We start from the raw sequence: 17,349 nt of genomic DNA on the forward strand, positions 1-17,349 counted from the left end.
ATGATTAACTTTTTGCCCGTTTTCCCCAATATTACCCTTAAATTTTGTGTAACAAAACCACTAATATTTGGCGCAGCCTGTCAGTTTTTTGGCAATGGGTTTTACCCCATCAGCTGAGTTTTATCGATTGGTTGGGGCAGGGGGCAACGCAGGCGCCGCAGCCGTTGCATAGCTCGGTATCGACCACAGGTTTTGGCGCCTGACCTATGCTGGCGGTAAAGCTGATGGCTCTGGGATCGCAGGCATCCTTACAGGTCTGGCACCAGATGCCGCTGTTGGCCAGGCAGCTCTGATCGATACTGGCCTTAATCTGCCAGGGCATTTCTTCGATGTCGGTGAATAGTGGTTCGGGACACACCTTGGCACAGTCGCCGCAGAAGGTGCATTCGTCCTGACTGAAGCTGACCTCGGGAAATCCACCATCGCCCCGGGAGAGGATTTTCGTCTCACAGGCATCGATACACTTATCGCAGCGGGTACAGATATCGGTAAATTCGACATCTGTGCGGCTCCAGGGCGGGCGGATCACCTGGCTCTTGCGGCGACTGAAGAGGTTGCGGCGGCTTTGGTTGATTCGATTGCTCATAGATTCACTCTGGACGTAAAGGGGACCATGGCCCCCTGAGGCTGATTTAGGCCTTGTAGCCATTCGGGTTAGAGGACTGCCAGTGCCAGCTGCTGTTGGCCATATCTTCTATGGTGTGGGTGGCTTGCCAGTTCAGTTCTGTCTGCGCCTTGTGCGGGTCGGCGTAGCAGGCGGCGATATCGCCGGGGCGACGCGGCGCTATCTGATAAGCGATGGCATGGCCGCAGGCCTTCTCGAACGCCTTGACCATATCCAGTACGCTATAGCCCTGGCCTGTGCCCAGGTTATAGGTGACCAGTCCAGGTGCTGTGTTGAGTTTTTCAAGCGCTTTTAAGTGGCCCTTGGCCAGATCGACCACATGGATATAGTCGCGTACCCCTGTGCCGTCATGGGTGTCGTAATCGTCACCGAAGACGCTGAGCTTCTCACGCTTACCCACGGCGACCTGTGCGATAAAGGGCATGAGGTTATTGGGAATATCGTTGGGATCTTCGCCGATGAGTCCGCTCTCGTGGGCGCCCACAGGGTTGAAGTAACGCAGTCTGGCGATGTTCCAGCTGCTGTCTGAGTGGTGCAGATCCTTGAGGATATGTTCGACCATCAACTTAGACTGGCCGTAGGGATTCGTGGCGCCTGTGGGGAAGTCTTCCGTAATGGGCAGCGAGGCCGGGTCGCCATAGACAGTAGCCGAAGAGCTAAATACCAGGTTTTTCACATTAAACTCGGCCATTACCTCACATAGCACTAAGGTGCCGGTGACATTGTTTTCATAATAGCGTAGCGGTTGGGCCACTGACTCGCCAACCGCCTTAAGACCGGCAAAATGGATCACTGCGTCTATATCATGGTCGGTAAACACCTTCTGCAGGAAGGCCTTGTTGAGCACATCCCCCTGATAGAAGGTGACCGCTTTGCCTGTGATCTGCTCGACCCGTTTAAGGGCTTCGACGCTGGAGTTGTTTAAATTGTCTATGATGACTACCTGTTGAGCATCATTAAGTAGCTCTACGACAGTATGGCTACCTATGTAGCCTGCACCACCCGTGACTAAAATCGTCATCAGTCTTTATCCTGTTGTAAATCTGATACTAATGCTTTGAGGTAGTTAGCGAAATCCTCGCCCACCTCGTGATGGCGCAGCGCGTATTCCACATTGGCGCGCATGTAGCCTAGTTTATTGCCACAGTCATGGCTCTTACCATGCATGTAATAGGCGTTCACCGTCTGAGTATCCATTAGCATGGCAATTGCGTCGGTGAGTTGTATCTCATCGCCTGCGCCTGCAGGTGTTTTACCCAGTAGCTGCCAGATTTGCTTAGGGAGCACGTAACGACCCACCACTGCCAGGTTGGATGGCGCCTCTTCGACCTTAGGCTTCTCCACCAACTGATTGATGGGTTTAGATTGCCCTACCTCGAGCTGGTGGCCGTTTACATCGGCGATACCATACTGATCGACGCAGCTTTCTGGCACGCCTTCAACCATGATCTGGCCCACTTCTGTTTCGTCGAACAGCTTGACCATCTCTGCCAGGTTATCCTGGGTAAGATCGCAGCTGGCATCGTCTATGATGACGTCTGGTAGCAGGACCGCAAAAGGTTCGTCGCCCACAACCTTCTGTGCACACAAGATGGCATGGCCCAGTCCCTTTGCCTGGGATTGGCGCACGCTGATCACGGTTACATCGCTTGGGCAGATGGCCTGCACCTCAGCCAGTAGCTGACGCTTTACCCGGCGCTCAAGCTGCGCCTCGAGTTCGAAACTGGAGTCGAAATGGTTTTCGATGGAGTTCTTACTGGCGTGGGTAACCAGAACTATCTCGTTGATCCCGGCGGCTATCGCCTCGTTGACCACATATTGGATCAAGGGCCTGTCGACTATGGGCAACATTTCTTTAGGGATTGCCTTGGTTGCCGGAAGCATGCGAGTACCCAGACCCGCGACGGGAATAACGGCCTTGCGAACTTTGTGCTGTTTCATCCTAATCCTAGTTGGCTGCGCAAATGCTCTTTTATTCTAATAAAAAGGATATGAAAAGTCAGGAGATTTAGGCGCTTTGACCGGTGTGTTCTTGGCTCTTGCCCAAAGATTATGGCGTTAGCGATCTGGTGATGAGCAAAAGCGATGCTGATGCTTGCTAGTTTGGGATGCAATAGGTGATGAAAAAGACCTTTACATATTATTGTTCCTGCGGGCTAAACAGATGAAATTGATGTTAAAGTCGGCATTTGTGTCGAGAGTGTTACATGGCGAATTTAAGGTAACTTATTTATTTACCTTGATTTAATTTTTAAGTGTGAGCCTGATGTAAATTTTAGGTTACATCTCGGGCGGCACGGCAGCCAAATTATAAAGTGTGATCCTGTTAACAAAGTCTGGCGTTTAGTCAAATATGGAGGCAGGAGCAGTCAATTGTGTTGTATTTATCATGAGTAAACAAACCAAGTATCAGGCCAGACTGCCTGATAGCCAAGGGGTCATCCAATACCCTGACAATGAACATGAGATCTGGCAAGCGCTGTACGACAGACAGAAGGGCAATTTGCCGCATTATGCCTGTGATGCCTATCTGAAAGGCCTCGAAGATCTTGCCATGCCTACGCATCGTATTCCGCAGCTGAGTGAGATAGATGCCGTGCTCAAGCAGGCAACCGGTTGGAAGACGGCCGCGGTACCGGCACTGATCTCGTTCGAGAAGTTTTTCCAGTTGCTGGCCAACCAGGAGTTTCCGGTTGCCACCTTTATCCGCAGCAAGGAGGAGTTCGATTATCTGCAGGAGCCCGATATCTTCCACGAGATCTTCGGTCACTGCCCGTTGCTGACTAACTCTTCATTTGCCCGTTTCTCTCACGAATACGGTAAGTTGGGTCTAGCCGCCTCGAAAGAGGAGCGTGTCTTTCTCGCCAGACTCTACTGGTTTACCGTGGAGTTTGGTTTGATCCGTCAGGCCAACGATGAGCTGAAGATCTACGGCGGCGGCATATTGAGCTCGCCCGGTGAGACGCTATACGCCATGAGCGATACCCCAGTGGTGAAGCCTTTCGATCTCATTGATATCTTAAGAACCCCTTATCGCATCGATATCATGCAGCCTATTTATTACGCTATTGATTCAATTGATTATTTAGACGAAATCGTCAAAATGGACATCATGGGCGCCGTGACCAAGGCGCGCCAGCTTGGCCTGCATGCCCCCATGTTTGAGCCAAAATCGAAAGCCAGTTAGAGCCAGTTAAAGCCAGTTAAGAAAACAAAAAGGAAGAAGTATGACTGAATTAGCCCAAATGAAATGCGAAGCCTGTCAGGCCGACGCGCCTAAGGTGACCGATGCCGAGTTGGCCGAGCTGATCCGCATGATCCCAGACTGGGGCGTCGAGGTACGTGACGGCATCATGCAGCTTGAGCGTGTCTATAAGTTTAAAAACTTTAAGCTGGCGATGGAATTTACCAATAAATTAGCAGACTTAGCCGAGGAAGAGTTCCATCATCCTGGCATTCTAACCGAATGGGGAAAGGTCACTGTGACCTGGTGGTCTCACTCGATTAAGGGTCTGCACCGCAACGATTTCATCATGGCGGCCAAGACTGACCAGTTATTGGACTAAGTGAAAATTAATTTAAAAACAGCGTCATAGCCTAGCTATGGCGCTGTTTTTTTGGTTGTAGACTCAATCCGCTGTAAACAACTCTTGCCACAAATCTCATTAGGCTCTAACGTATAGGCGTTTTATCGGCATTTCTGCGTGGCGTGTCACACTTTTTCTGGCATGAGACGCAACCATGCTCGCGATAATCCCAAAAACCGTGAAGTAATAAATATAAAAAGGGACGAAAGGGTATGCGCTTAGAAGTAAGTTGCATCGACCGCGTGGGTCTAGCAAAAGACATTCTGGTGATCCTCGAAGGCTATGGCATCAACCTGATAGCCATCGACGCCAGTAATCAGGGATTTCTCTATCTGCAGTTTGCTGAAGTTAACTTCGATGTGCTCAGCGAGCTGCTGCCGTTAATCAGGAAGGTGGAAGGGGTGCACGACGTGCGCACCGTGTCATTCATGCCCTCCGAGCAGGAGCATTACGCGCTCAAGACCTTGTTGAAGACGCTGCCGGATTCTGTCTTCTCCATCGACGTCAAGGGGCGAATTCGCATCGTCAACGAGTCGGCGTTGATGACGGTTAACATGGGCGAGCACGAGGTGCTCGACGAACCGCTGAACCATTGGGTACAAGGCTTTAACTTCAATCGTTGGCTCAGCGAGCCTTTGGTGTTGGCCCAGGCCACCCGGGTCAACATAGGTCAGAGTGAATACCTGGCCGAGATGCTCCCCATCTATCTGCCCGACGAGAACGACAAGACCATCCTGGCCGGCGCCGTAGTCTCCCTCAAGTCGCCGGCGCGGGTCGGCAAGCAATTTAACGCCCTACAGAATCAGACCACAGGCTTTGAGAATGTGCTGGCGGTCAGCGACAAGATGAAAGAGGTGCTGGTGCAGGCCAGACGCATGGCCCAGCTCGATGCGCCTTTGCTGATCACCGGCGAAACCGGCACGGGCAAGGAGCTGATGGCCAGAGCCTGTCACGATGCCAGCATGCGCCGCGAGCATCCCTTTATTGCCATTAACTGCGCCGCCATGCCAGACAGCGCCGCCGAAGAGGAGCTGTTTGGTTACGTCAGCGGCGGCGAGGTGGTCAAGCGCGGTTTCTTCGAGGAGGCCAAGGGCGGCACCGTCTTCCTAGATGAGATCGCCGAGATGTCGAAGGCGGCCCAGGTCAAGCTGCTGCGCCTGCTGCAGGATGGTACCTTCCGCCGGGTGGGCGGCGATGTGGAGGTGCGCTCGGACGTACGCATCATCTGTTCGACCCAGAAGAACCTGGCCGAGCTGTGCCAGACTGGCGAGTTCCGTGAAGATCTCTACTATCGTATCCATGTGCTGAGCTTTCATATGCCCTCGCTTAGAGAGCGCAAGGTAGATGTGATCCCCCTGACCGAGATGTTCCTTGAGCACTACAGCCAGCAGCTGTCGATCCCGATTCGCCGTATCTCGGCCCCATGTCGTGAGCATCTGCTGGGCTATGCCTGGCCGGGTAACGTGCGTCAGCTGAAGAATGCCATCTTCCGTGCGGTGTCCATGTGGGATGGCTCGGCGGAGCTGACGGTGGATCAGCTCAAGCTACCGTCATATGCCGAGGGCTTTGGCTATTTCGATCATCAGTTTGAGGGCAGTCTGGATCAGGCGATGAAGCAGTTTGAGGCGAGTCTGCTAAGACGCCTCTATCCGGCTTATCCGAGCACCCGTCAGCTGGCGAAGAAGCTCGGGGTGTCCCATACGGCCATCGCTAACAAGCTGAGGGAATATAAGATCAGCAAGCAAAAAGGGATGTAAAACCTTATTGCCAGTTGGCTGGCGGTTTTCTAGGCGGAGACAAGGCCGAAACCCCATGGACTTGGGGCTATTTCTGTCTGTAATGAATTATTTACAAAATTGATTATTGAGGGAAGGAGTGTGATTTGTATCACGCTATTCCTATCTTGAGGCGCATAGGGTATTTCTATGCCAAATTGATAGTCCCAGACCCAACGGGTTGCCCCTTGGGTCTGACAAGAGAAGAATTCGATAGGAGTGGGTATGAAGTTAGCAAGTTATAACAACGGCCGTCGCGACGGTCAGCTGATGCTTGTGAGTAAGGATCTAACCAAGGCTGTTGCCGTACCAGCCATAGCACACACCATGCAGCAGCTGCTCGACGCCTGGGATCTGCTTCAGCCGCAACTGCAAGAGCTTTATGAGGCGCTAAACCAAGGCGTGCTCGACAACGCGGTGGATTTTGAGGAGAGCAAGTGTCTGTCGCCGCTACCACGTGCCTACCAATGGGCCGACGGTAGTGCTTATGTTAACCACGTTGAGTTGGTGCGTAAGGCCCGCGGCGCCGAGATGCCAGAGACTTTTTGGACAGATCCTCTGGTTTACCAAGGCGGGTCTGATAGCTTCATCGCGCCTAAGGCCGATATCGAGCTGGCCAGCGAAGAGTGGGGCATAGACTTCGAATCTGAAGTCGCGGTGATCACCGATGACGTGCCTATGGGGATAGACGAGGCGTCGGCAGAGAAGCATATCAAGCTACTGATGCTGGTGAATGACGTGTCGCTGCGTAACCTGATCCCTGCCGAGCTGGCCAAGGGCTTCGGTTTCTTCCAGTCTAAGCCATCGAGCAGCTTCTCGCCTGTGGCCGTGACCCCGGATGAACTGGGTGACAAGTGGCATGAGTCCAAGGTGCACCTACCGCTGATCACTCATCTGAATAACGAACTGTTCGGCAAGCCCAACTGTGGCGTCGATATGACCTTTAACTTCAGTCAGTTGATCGCCCACTTCACCAAGACTCGTCCATTGGGCGCCGGCGCCATCATAGGCTCGGGCACCATCTCTAACTACGACCGCAGCGCAGGCTCTAGCTGCCTGGCCGAGACTCGTATGCTGGAGACCATCAGTGATGGTAAGCCATCGACCTCATTCATGCGTTTCGGCGATCGCGTGCGTATCGAGATGCTGGATGAAAACGATAAATCTATCTTCGGTGCCATCGACCAGCAGGTGGTTGAGTACAAAGGGTAATTATCGGCTTTATTACCGATATCGGGGCAGCCAAGGTTGCCCCGTTTTTGTAACCGCCGTAAGTAAAGGCAGGTTAGTGCCAAGGAAACAGAGGAGTTGTGTGATGAAGTTATTGGGCTACTGGCGCTCCAGCGCCGCTTATCGAGTTCGTATCGCATTGAATTTAAAGGGAATGGATGCGAGTCTCGAGTCTGTGCATCTGGTTAAGAATGGTGGCGAGCAGCACCTGCCAGAGTATGCGGCGCTTAACCCTCAGGAGCTGGTGCCGACCCTTATTGAAGGCGACAACGAATTTGTTCTGTCTCAGTCACTGGCGATCATCGAATACCTCGACGAGCAGTATGGCGGCACCTTGATGTTGCCAAAGGCGCCCAAGGCGAGGGCCGAGGTGCGCGCCATGGCGCTCTCTATCGCCTGTGAGGTTCACCCGCTGAATAACCTCAAGGTGTTGCAGTATCTGACCAATACCCTGGCACTAGACGAGGACGCTAAGAATGCCTGGTACCATCACTGGATCCACCAGGGCTTTAGCGCGTTCGAGAAGCAGCTGGAAAGACACGCCGGCACCTACTGCTATGGTGATGAGGTAACCCTGGCGGATCTCTGCCTGATCCCTCAGGTCTATAACGCCAATCGTTTCAAGGTCGACTTAGGCGCTTATCCCAACATTCGCCGTATCTGGGACAACTGCCATCAGCTAGAGGCCTTCCAGTTGGCGGCGCCCGAGCGCCAGGCGGATGCCATCTAGGTGATTAGGCCCTTAGCATCTTGCTAGGGCCTGTTGATTTTTCAAGTTTAATTTTTGTTCAATCTAAACGCGTTTTGCGCGAGGCGAGAGCCATGAAGCATAGTTACTCTATGTGATAGTTACTCTATGTGATAGTTACTCTATGTGAATGGCGAACAACAAAGAAATCGTCTGGAACGATTTCTAACAGCCTAGCTGACCGCCTGCGGTGAAAGGCAAGAAGCCTTTCTTAAAGTGCAGCGCGCGTTTAGATGAACCCGTTGGGCAGCGTTTGTAGGCCATTTCTACGGTGTTATCGCCAGTTTGTGTAGAGGACTACACGACACAGGCTCTGCCTTGTATAAATCACCTTCAAACTGCTGCAAAAACAAACGGTAAAAATCAACAGGCTCTAAGGGTTATTCATCAAGAACTCGACGAACGCCCTGTCGGCCAGCCCGATGGGGCGTTCTCTATTCCAGGCGATATGCAGGTCCAGATGCACCGCAGGTGAGAAGGGGATGGCGCGGATGGGATCTCTTTCTTCGATCACCATCTCTAGCACACTTGTGATGGCAAAGCCCTGGGCAACCACCTGTTTAATCAGGTTGATTAGGTTGGTCTCGAAGGCGATATTGACCTCGAGATCCAGCGCCTTGGCTTGAGATAGCATCCATTCGCGGTGGAAATAGCCTGGCTTAAACATCACCAGCTCCTGCTCGAAGAACTGCTCCAGGGTGATCCCCGAGTGCTCCGCCAACGGGTGATCTTCACCCACGGCCACCACCATCTGCTCTCTGAGCAGCAGATGGCTGTCGAAGTTAGGTTGCAGGTCTTGCCCCGTGATGATGGCGATATCCACCTCTTCGTTTTGCAACATCCGCAGGCTGTCTCGGGTGCCGCCCTCGAACAGGGAGAGCTTGAGATCCGGATACCTGTGCCTGAAGGCCATCAATCGAGAGGGCAGGTAGTAGGAGCCCAGCATGCCGGGCACCGCGATACGCACCTCGCCCTTGGTGAGATTGGCCATCGATTTAATGTGGGCCTCGGCCTGCTTGACCTGCTTGAGGATCAGCCTGGCGTGTTGCGCCAGTGCCTCGCCTTCGGCGGTGAGGGTGAGGCGGCTGCCATCCTGACCGCGATAATGTTTGTTGCGGTTGACCAGCGTGACCCCGAGGGATTCTTCGAGGCGTTTTATCCCCTGACTCAGGGCGGGCTGGGCGAGGTTGAGCTGTTTGGCCGCCAGGGTAAAGCTGCCCTTGGTTGCCAGCGCCTCGAACTGCCTAAGCTGTTTGATATCCATCTTTCATTCCACCTTCTCGCATTTTTCTATTACGCTGAGTTAGCACCATTGTCTTAAGCGCTTTTTAGCAGATTGTTTTCAAGCATTGGTCATCGGAATTGTCTATAATAAGTTATTATCGATATCATATATATAATCTATTTTTGTTATGTTAGCGCCGGTGCTAGCCTGTGTCTATCTCTCCTTTTGAGCGCGAAATCATGACCGCCAGCCGTGCACTACAACTTCGTCTGATCTGGGGCCTGTCGCTGGCCTCTGTGGTGATCTACATCAACCTGTATATGGTGCAGGGAATGTTGCCGCTGATCGCGACCAGTTTTAGCGTGTCGCCGGCTCATGCCACCCTATTGCTGTCGGTGACCAGCTTCTCCATGGCCTTTGCGTTGCTCTTCTATGCCACTCTGTCGGATAAGCTCGGCAGGCGTAAGCCGCTGCTGTGGAGCCTGGCCTTGTTAGTGTTGGCGGATATCATGTTGATCTGGGTGCAGGATTTCTCGGCGCTGGTGGCGGTGAGGCTATTTCAGGGAGTCTTACTCGCGGCTGTGCCCGCCATCGCCATGGCCTATTTTAAGGATCTGCTCGATACCAGCGTGCTGCTCAAGGCCGGGGCCATCTATATCGGCGCCAACAGCTTAGGCGGCATCGCGGGGCGTCTGCTTGGCGGTCTGATGACTAAGTATCTGAGCTGGGTAGAGGCCATGGGGTTGGTGAGTGTCTTGACCCTTGCTGGGGTGGTGGGCGTGTTACTGTTATTGCCGCGCCTCGACCGGGTGCGGATCCGTCGTCGTCAACACAAGAGTGGCTTCGGACTTGCCGATCTTAAGGGGTTTGGCCTGCATCTTGGCGATGCCACCCTGGTGAAGCTCTATCTTCTCGGCGCGCTGGCCTTCATGGTGATGGTCAATCAGTTCAGCTATATCCAGCTGCATCTGATGCAGGCACCGTTTCACTGGGGCAAGTTTCAGGTGACCCTGATTTTCCTCTGCTATCTGAGCGGCACCTACGCCTCGTTTCGCTCGGCCAAGTGGGTGACGCGCCTGGGCCGCCAGCCGCTGTTTATCCTCTCGGCCGTGATGATGTGTGTCGGCAGCCTAGTTACTTTAGGGGATACCAGCAGCGCCATCGTTATCGGTTTCCTGCTATCGAGCTTCGGCTTCTTTACCTTCCACAGCGTCTGCAATGCCTGGGTGGCGCAGCGCGCCCAGCAGCACAGGGCCAAGGCCACGGCACTCTATCTGTGTAGTTACTATCTGGGAGCGGCGCTCGGCGGGCCTTTCCTGTTGCCGTTCTGGCAGCACTGGGGCTGGAGCGGTGTGGTTGGCGGTAGCCTGACCCTGCTTAGCGGCGTGATTTTTATCGTGGTGATGCTGCAACGCACCCACAGGCCGCGCACGCCGCTATTGGATGCGGCGGGCTAATGGCTTAACGGGCTAATGTGTTTACTGACTTAGTTGATAAAGGTCTTTCGGTTGAGGCCGAACTTCTGCATCTTGTCATAGAGGGTCTTACGTGGCAGCTCCAACTGCTCCATGGTGAGCTTGATGCTGCCCTTGTTGTTGCTCAGGGCCTCTTCGATCAGCAGGCGCTCGAAAAACTCCACCCGCTGTTGCAGCGACATGTTGGCATTGAGTTGACTGCTCTGTCCCAGAGAGGTGGCAAAGGCCGCCTCAGGGCCTAGGAGCACGTAGCGCTCGGCCAGATTACGCAGCTCCCTGACATTGCCGGGCCAGTCGTGGGAGACCAGCTGGGCCGTATATTCCGCCGTCAGAGGGATTAGCGCCTTGTGATAACGCGCCGAGGCGACCCGGGCAAAATGCAGGAACAGCAGGCCAATATCTTCGCGGCGCTCTCTCAGGGCCGGAATAGGCACAGTCACCAGGTTGAGGCGATAGAGGAGATCCTGGCGAAATTCACCTGTGTCACACAGGCCCTTGAGATCCACCTTGGTGGCGGCGATGATGCGAATGTCTAGGTCTATGCTCTTGTTGGAGCCTAGACGCTCCACCTTCCTGTCTTCCAGCACCCTTAGCAGTTTCACCTGCAGGGAGAGTGGCGTGCTCTCGATCTCATCGAGAAACAGGGTGCCGCCATTGGCATACTCGAACTTACCGATACGTGTCTTATCGGCGCCGGTGAAGGCGCCAGATTCGGCGCCAAACAGCTCGCTCTCTATGATGGTCTCGGGGATAGCGCCGCAGTTGATGGCGACGAAGTTGGCCTCGGCTCTAGGGCTGTGGTCGTGCAGGTAGCGGGCGACCAGCTCCTTGCCCGTGCCCGTCTCGCCTTCGATCAATACATCGGCAGGCATATCGATCACCTGATGGATGATGTGGCGCATCTGCTTGATCCCCGGGCTGTGGCCCAAGATACGCGGCCCTGGAGTGCTCTGGGATTCCAGCTCGCGTTTTAGGCTGCGGTTTTCCAGGGTCAGCGCACGTTTCTCCAGCGCGCGCTTGGCGATATCCAGCATATGCTCGTTGTTAAAGGGTTTCTCGATAAAATCATAGGCACCCTGTTTCAGCGCCTGCACCGCCATGGCGATATCGCCGTGTCCAGTCAGCAGTATGATGGGAATGTCCTTGTCCTGGGCCAGCAGGGTGCGCATCAAGGAGAGGCCGTCGATATCCGGCATGTTGACGTCGGAGATCACTATGCCGGGCCAGTTGTCGGGCAGGCCAAGGCCAATCTGTTTGGCGTCGGTGAGGGCCAGGGCGCGGTAGGATTCTAGTTCAAACAGCTGCACCAGCGCCGAGCCAATCAGAGGCTCGTCATCGACGATTAAGATATCGTATTGATTAAAAACTTGATTCTGCATAGTTAGTTTCCTGACGCATGTATGGGCAGTGTGATCTGGAAGATGGCGCCGCCTTGCTCTCGATTGGCAACGCTTATCTTACCCTGCATCGCCTCGACGATACGCCTGGAGATAGAGAGCCCCAGGCCCAGCCCCTGGCGCGAGCTGGTGTAGTAGGGGTCGAAAATCTTCTGCATCTGGCTCTCGTCTATGCCTGTGCCCGTATCTTCTATGGTGACCTCCAGACGATTGCTCACCACGACGCTGATGATCAGCTGTTTCGGGCTGCAGGCGCGCATGGCGACCATGGCATTGCTCATCAGATTGATCAACACCTGCTGCAGCCGGATAGGGTCACCCCAGATGAGCGTCTCACACTCTGTGTTGTTCAGCACGAGATCGATCCCCTGCTTGTCCACCTCTGGCTGGATGATGGTCAAGGCGTCCTTGATGCATTGTGCCACGCTAATCGCCTTGTCGTTGCCCTGGCTCTTACGGGTAAAGCTCTTAAACTGCGAAACTATGGCCGCCAGCCGATCGGTCAGCTCTATGATGGTCATTATGTTGCTGGAGACATCGTCCCACTTGGCGCGTGAGAGCAGTGTCTGGGTGTTCTGTGCATAGCTACGAATCGCCGCCAGCGGCTGGTTGATCTCATGGTTGATGCTGGCCGACAGGCTACCGATCACTGTGAGCTTGGCGGCCTGGATCAACTCATCCTGGGCTTCCTTCAGCTGCTGATGACTGGTTTCCAGCGCCTGGGTGCGCTCCTTGACCCTCTGCTCTAGCTGCTCGTGGGCCTGGCGCATGCGGCGGGTATTCTTACGCTTCTCTATGGCGAACAAGAGTGCCAGCGCGCACAGCAGGTAGAGGGCGCCATAGAGCAGGAGCAGCGGCGGCAGCGAGCGGTAGATGGGCGCCATCGGCGAGAGGATATGCACCTGCCAGCCGGCATCGCTCATGAAGGCGGCGTTATCCATAAACTCGGCGCCGCGCTTGTTATCGCCTATCTGATAGATCTGATAGATCTGATAGTCTGCCGCCAGGGATGGGGCGAAGGGGGGCTCGATCGCCAGCGGACTGATCTCACGGTTGGCGTAGCGTCTCGAGGATTCGATGCGCTGCTTGAGCTGATGAGTCACAGGCGTCAGCGCTGTGAGGCGCCACTCAGGCCGGCTTGAGAGGAAGATAATATGGTCCGGGTCGCTGATAGCGAACTCGTAGTTGCTGCCCCTGGCCATGCCCGTGCTCTGCTGCTCAATCTCGGTGACATCGACCTTCACCACTATGGCCCCTAACACCTTGGCCTCGCCCTGGCTGGGGGTGACCGGATAGCCGTGGCTGTAGATGGGATAGGAGAAGTAGTAGCCGCGTTTGTTGGAGCTGGTGCCGACGGCGAAATAGCGGCCCATCTTGCCCTCGATGGCATCCTTGAAATAGGGTCTGAAGGCGTAATTCTTGCCGATAAAGGAGTAGCTCTGCTGCCAGTTGCTGGCGGCGATGGCATCGCCGTCTATATTGACCAGATAGATATCCAGCGCCTCTGTGATGCTCTGGATCTCCTCCAGATAGCGATTGAGTGGCGTGATGGTATCGGGGTCGTCCTGCTTTAGCAGGGCGCTGGCCAGCAGCGGGTTGGTGGAGAGCACATGGGGGATGCTCTCATAGCGACTTAGAGACCCCGAGAGGAAGCTAAGCAGCTCTTTCATCTGAGCGTTAGATTGTTGCCGCGTCATCTCATAGCCATGTTCCAGATGGAACCAATAGGCGACGCGCAGGGTAAAGGCGAGGCCAAGGAGTATGATGAAGCCGACGCCGAGGTATTTTCTTCTTGTTATCATTTTCGACATAAAAGGCATGTCCAATTGAAAAAGCGAGCCTGAAAGGGAGTTGTTAATGACCCGTTTCAGACTCGCCCAATTGTTAAGCAAAATCAAGTGTTTTAATAACCGTTTAACTTATCAATATATTCAGGCAGGAACAGGGAGATCTGCGGAATATATGTGATCAGCACTAGGAAGAAGAGCAGCAGTGCCAGCCAAGGGATACAAGATTGGATCACCCATCCCATGCTGCGGCCCGTTATCCCCGCGGTGACAAACAGGTTGAGGCCTACGGGCGGCGTTAGCATGCCGATTTCCATGTTGACCACCATGATGATGCCAAGATGGATAGGATCTACCCCCAGCTGAGTGGCGATGGGGAACAAGATAGGCGCCATGATCAGCAAGATGGCCGATGGCTCCATGAAGTTACCCGCGGCCAGTAGCAGCAAGTTGACTATGATGAGGAAACCCCACACCGGCAGTCCCATGCCCACTATGGTCTCGGCGATCAGATGTGGAATGCGCTCTGTAGTTAATACATGGGCGAACAGCATAGCGTTGGCGATGATGAACAGCAGCATGATGCTGACCTTGGCGCCATCGCGCACCACGTGGCGTATCTCCTTGTCGGCCGGGGTCTTGAACACAGCGAGCACCATAAAGCCCAGGTTACGCAGCACGGCTCTTGGCAGCGACTCGCCGCTATCGCGCCAGCTGACGTTTTTCAGTGGGCCTATGTCGCGATAACCAAATACCGCGATGAAATAGGCGTAGACGCAGGCGACGGCTGCCGCCTCGGTCGGGCTGGCGATACCGCCGTAGATGGAGCCCAGTACGATGAGGATCAGTGCAAGGCCACCCATCGCCTTCGCGCTCGATATGGCCAGGGGGCGAAAACCGGGGAAGGGCCTTGAAGGCAGCTTCTTGATGCGGGCCACGATATAGATGGCGAGCATCAACAAGAGGCCCATCATCAGACCGGGGATAAGCCCCGCCATGAACATGCGCGCCGCAGAAACTTCGGTTGCTGCCGCATACACCAGCATGACGATAGAGGGCGGGATCAGGATCCCCAGGGTGCCCGAGGTGGTGATCACCCCAGCGGCAAATTTCTCTGGGTAGCCGGCCCGCACCATGCCGACGATGACGATAGAGCCGATGGCGGCGACCGTGGCGGGCGATGAGCCCGATACCGCGGCAAACAACATGCAGGCCATCACAGAGGCCATGGCGAGGCCACCGCGGATGTGGCCCACGCTGTCCATGGCGAAGTCGATGATACGCCGGGCGACGCCGCCGGTTGACAGGAAGGCCGACGACAGAATGAAGAAGGGGATCGCCAGCAGGGTGTAATGCTCCGAGGTGGATTCATAGAGTTTCAATGCCACCGAGGCCAATGAATCATCGGAGAAGAGCAATATGGTCAGCATACTGGAAAAACCAAGCGCGATGGCGATGGGCATGCCCAGCAGCATACAGATAAACAGGCTGATAAAGAGGGTTGCTATAGTCATTATTTTTCATCTCCAGGCTGTTTGTCGTCGGCCTGAGCCTCTTGATCGATAAGGTGCATGCTCTCCTTGGCCTCATCGGCGAAGGCGAAGCCATCTGTCTTGTCGGTGATGATGGCCAGAGCAAGTTGCAAAAAGCGCCAGGTAAGCAAAATAAAGCCGATAAGCAGTATGCTTTGGGAGATCCACAGGGGTACGGCCGGCTCCTCGACGTCGATGCGCAGGTATTCCCAGGCAAAGTCACCGTCTAATCCGCCGATGAGAAAGTGGGGCAGGTCAATGTCTTCCATCGGCACGCCGATCTGATACATCTTTGCCAGGTATTCCCAGCTGCCGAATAAGAACATGCCGCAGTAGACTAAGCAGATAGTGACGGCCAAGATGGCGGTATACTTACGTCCCCTTCTAGGCAGTTTTTTGACAAAGGCATCGACCCCTATGTGGGCGCCGACCTTGACGCCATAGGACATGCCAAATAGCACGAACCAGCCGCAGATGGTGAGCGTCAGCTCCTGGATCCACAAGAAACCTGTGTTAAAGAAGAAACGAGCGATCACCTCGACAAAGACCAACAGGGTCATTGCGGTGATCAAGGCGTTAAGTACCACCTCTTCGATATGAGAAAAAAAGCGAGACATCATCTCTAGGACTCCTCAAATAGGAAAGAGGCCGAATGCCGTGGAAACGGCCTCAATGCATTCCTATTAAATTAGGGGGTTAGCGCTTATTATTCGTTTGCGGCAACGGCGGCATCGATAAGATCTTTACCTATCTTATCTTCGAACTGTGCCCATACAGGTTTCATGGCGTTGACCCAGGCGGCGCGTTGATCTGGGCTCAGGTAGGTGATCTCAGAGCGTTTAGAGTCGATGATGGCTTGCTTGTCTTTGTTAACCTTGGCGGCGGCGATATCGTTACCGTAGGCAATCGCTTCATCCAGTGATGCCTTGATCACCTTGCGCTTGTCGGCGGGTAGCGACTTCCAGAAGGTATTTGAGGTGACCACCATGTAGTCGAGTACGCCGTGGTTGCTCTCTGTGATGTTGCTCTGTACTTCGTAGAACTTCTTCGAATAGATGTTAGACCAGGTATTTTCCTGTCCATCGATGGCGCGGGTCTGTAGCAGAGTAAAGACTTCCGAGAAGGGCTTCTTCACCGGAATGGCATCGACCGCCTGGAACTGCGCAGCCAAAACGTCTGAGGCCATGATGCGGAACTTCTTACCTTGGGCATCTTCCGGCAAGATCAGCGGGCTACTGGCCGAAAATTGCTTCATACCATTGTGCAGATAACCCAGGCCGACGACACCTTTACGCTTCATCGAATTCAGCAGCAGTTGGCCGGCATCGCTCTGTTGGAAGCGGTTAACGGCGTCCATGTCTTTGAAGAGGAAAGGCAGATCGAATATCTGCAGCTTCTTGGTGTAGCGCTCGAACTTGGACAGCGATGGCGCCACAAATTGCACATCGTTAAGCAACAGGGCGGAGAGCTCGTTGTTGTCACCAAACAGCTGAGAATTTGGGAACACGTTTACCTGATACTCACCGGGTAGACGCTCTTCTACGAGTTGCTTGAACTTCAGTGCCATTTGGCCTTTAGGGGTGTTTTCGGCAACCACATGGGAAAACTTAATTTCCGTTGGTGCCGCCCAGCTGTTCAAGCTGGTTCCCAAAATTGCGGCGATTGAGGCCATCTTGACGATCTGTTTGATAAAGGTACAGGTGTTGAGTCTGGTCATTTTGTTATCCCTATAATTGTTAATCCTTCAGTGCCTTAGGGCGACTGACGGTTCACTATGTGCTTAACTCAAAGAAATTATAGGCAAGGACCAGGCCAATAATGTTTAAATTATGTAAATGGCTTTATATCAATGTGTTGCCGCGCGTTGGTTAAATGGTAAACAGGACGACTTGGGGAGAATGTCGCCCATTGGTTGTAGTCGGATGGGTGGAAACCCACCCATTTAGGCTGGCCGAGTTGTGATGCGTG

The 17,349-nt window shown here is 54.0% G+C and carries 15 protein-coding genes; 6 read left to right on the forward strand and 9 right to left on the reverse strand.

What is annotated here, in order from left to right; translation table 11 throughout:
- Positions 1-109: 109 nt before the first annotated feature.
- Genes napF through galU form a run of 3 tightly spaced genes read right to left on the reverse strand, consistent with a single transcriptional unit; the run spans position 110 to position 2,566 of the window.
- Positions 110-586: a ferredoxin-type protein NapF gene (gene napF / locus L1D43_RS04505; RefSeq protein ID WP_239850103.1), complete on the reverse strand. Its 477-nt coding sequence runs from the start codon at positions 584-586 to the stop codon at positions 110-112.
- A 46-nt stretch (positions 587-632) separates the two neighbouring features.
- Positions 633-1,646: a UDP-glucose 4-epimerase GalE gene (gene galE / locus L1D43_RS04510; protein ID WP_239850104.1), complete on the reverse strand. Its 1,014-nt coding sequence runs from the start codon at positions 1,644-1,646 to the stop codon at positions 633-635.
- On the reverse strand, positions 1,646-2,566 hold the full coding sequence (gene galU / locus L1D43_RS04515; RefSeq protein WP_239850105.1) for a UTP--glucose-1-phosphate uridylyltransferase GalU: 921 nt from the start codon (positions 2,564-2,566) through the stop codon (positions 1,646-1,648). The genes galE and galU overlap by 1 nt, the downstream gene beginning before the upstream one ends.
- A 448-nt stretch (positions 2,567-3,014) precedes the next feature.
- Between galU and phhA the strand changes: the two genes are divergently transcribed.
- The 5 genes from phhA (at position 3,015) to maiA (ending at position 7,947) form a co-directional block, all read left to right on the forward strand.
- On the forward strand, positions 3,015-3,812 hold the full coding sequence (gene phhA / locus L1D43_RS04520; protein WP_239850106.1) for a phenylalanine 4-monooxygenase: 798 nt from the start codon (positions 3,015-3,017) through the stop codon (positions 3,810-3,812).
- A 40-nt stretch (positions 3,813-3,852) separates the two neighbouring features.
- Positions 3,853-4,191, forward strand: a complete 339-nt coding sequence (locus L1D43_RS04525; protein WP_011865235.1) for a 4a-hydroxytetrahydrobiopterin dehydratase — start codon at positions 3,853-3,855, stop codon at positions 4,189-4,191.
- 233 nt (positions 4,192-4,424) lie between these two features.
- Entirely contained in the window at positions 4,425-5,969 is a 1,545-nt protein-coding gene (gene tyrR, locus L1D43_RS04530) for a transcriptional regulator TyrR (protein WP_011865236.1), read from the forward strand.
- Positions 5,970-6,212: 243 nt separating this feature from the next.
- Entirely contained in the window at positions 6,213-7,199 is a 987-nt protein-coding gene (locus tag L1D43_RS04535; protein WP_239850107.1) for a fumarylacetoacetate hydrolase family protein, read from the forward strand.
- Between the two features lie 103 nt (positions 7,200-7,302).
- Positions 7,303-7,947 carry a maleylacetoacetate isomerase gene (gene maiA, locus L1D43_RS04540; protein ID WP_239851042.1) on the forward strand — a complete coding sequence of 215 codons (645 nt, stop codon included), beginning with the start codon at positions 7,303-7,305 and terminating at the stop codon, positions 7,945-7,947.
- 391 nt (positions 7,948-8,338) lie between these two features.
- On the opposite strand, the gene L1D43_RS04545 is transcribed toward maiA, so the two are convergent.
- Complete coding sequence (locus L1D43_RS04545) at positions 8,339-9,229, reverse strand: LysR family transcriptional regulator (protein WP_239850108.1); 891 nt, start codon at positions 9,227-9,229, stop codon at positions 8,339-8,341.
- A 170-nt stretch (positions 9,230-9,399) separates the two neighbouring features.
- On the opposite strand from L1D43_RS04545, the gene L1D43_RS04550 reads away from it, so the two are divergent.
- Positions 9,400-10,647 carry an MFS transporter gene (locus L1D43_RS04550; RefSeq protein ID WP_345773693.1) on the forward strand — a complete coding sequence of 416 codons (1,248 nt, stop codon included), beginning with the start codon at positions 9,400-9,402 and terminating at the stop codon, positions 10,645-10,647.
- Between the two features lie 29 nt (positions 10,648-10,676).
- On the opposite strand, the gene L1D43_RS04555 is transcribed toward L1D43_RS04550, so the two are convergent.
- From L1D43_RS04555 to L1D43_RS04575, 5 genes are all read right to left on the reverse strand, one after another.
- A complete protein-coding gene (locus tag L1D43_RS04555) occupies positions 10,677-12,044 on the reverse strand; it encodes a sigma-54 dependent transcriptional regulator (protein ID WP_239850109.1) in 1,368 nt (455 codons plus the stop codon).
- Positions 12,045-12,046: 2 nt separating this feature from the next.
- On the reverse strand, positions 12,047-13,873 hold the full coding sequence (locus tag L1D43_RS04560; protein WP_239850110.1) for an ATP-binding protein: 1,827 nt from the start codon (positions 13,871-13,873) through the stop codon (positions 12,047-12,049).
- Between the two features lie 92 nt (positions 13,874-13,965).
- Positions 13,966-15,363 (reverse strand): TRAP transporter large permease subunit, encoded by a 1,398-nt coding sequence (locus L1D43_RS04565; protein ID WP_239850111.1) that lies wholly within the window; start codon positions 15,361-15,363, stop codon positions 13,966-13,968.
- A complete protein-coding gene (locus L1D43_RS04570; RefSeq protein WP_239850112.1) occupies positions 15,363-16,001 on the reverse strand; it encodes a TRAP transporter small permease in 639 nt (212 codons plus the stop codon). The genes L1D43_RS04565 and L1D43_RS04570 overlap by 1 nt, the downstream gene beginning before the upstream one ends.
- 86 nt (positions 16,002-16,087) lie before the next feature.
- On the reverse strand, positions 16,088-17,098 hold the full coding sequence (locus L1D43_RS04575) for a TRAP transporter substrate-binding protein (protein ID WP_041510712.1): 1,011 nt from the start codon (positions 17,096-17,098) through the stop codon (positions 16,088-16,090).
- Between the last annotated feature and the right edge of the window lie 251 nt (positions 17,099-17,349).

The sequence above is a fragment of the Shewanella sp. Isolate8 genome, assembly GCF_022398495.1.
Classification (GTDB): Bacteria; Pseudomonadota; Gammaproteobacteria; order Enterobacterales; family Shewanellaceae; genus Shewanella; species Shewanella aquimarina.